The sequence below is a fragment of the Burkholderia sp. SIMBA_051 genome (genome assembly GCF_046534915.1).
GTDB lineage: Bacteria > Pseudomonadota > Gammaproteobacteria > Burkholderiales > Burkholderiaceae > Burkholderia > Burkholderia ambifaria.
In genome coordinates, this window is record NZ_JAWRXS010000074.1 from 1 (window position 1) to 397 (window position 397).

General features: G+C 59.4%; 2 protein-coding genes. Both read right to left on the bottom strand.

Translation table 11 applies throughout. From position 1 onward, the window contains the following. Positions 1–193: hypothetical protein (locus SB771_RS33600; RefSeq protein WP_410721867.1), on the bottom strand; the 193-nt coding region annotated here is incomplete at its 3' end. After that, on the bottom strand, positions 190–397 hold a 208-nt coding region (locus SB771_RS33605), incomplete at its 5' end, for a hypothetical protein (protein ID WP_410721868.1). The genes SB771_RS33600 and SB771_RS33605, both read right to left, overlap by 4 nt.

Here is a 397-nt window from a genome sequence, read left to right on the forward strand (position 1 = left end):
CTATTCCCTCGTAGTATTCGACCATCTGGCCGAGCCATTCCGCGCAGGCTGCTGGCTCCTGGATACCGTGCGTAAAGATGAATTCCGGGGTTAGGCCTGGCGAAAGTCGAGCTATACAGAGCGCCGCCTTCGCGCGGATGCGCTGCTCGTGCGGCAACGCCTCTATTTCGGTATCTGAAAAGAAGGCCTTCACGACAATTCCCCCAAAGCGTACCAGCCGATGCCCATTTCGCTCGTTACGCTGCAGGAGAGGGACTCAATTGCACCAGAGTCCATAAGCACCTCCCAATAGCCGCCCCAACGCGTCGGCACATGACGAACGACTGCGCCAGCATTTTGCTCCGGCAACTCGCCGGGACCCGATACAGCGCCAACACGCAGCCCAACTCGCAGCTCG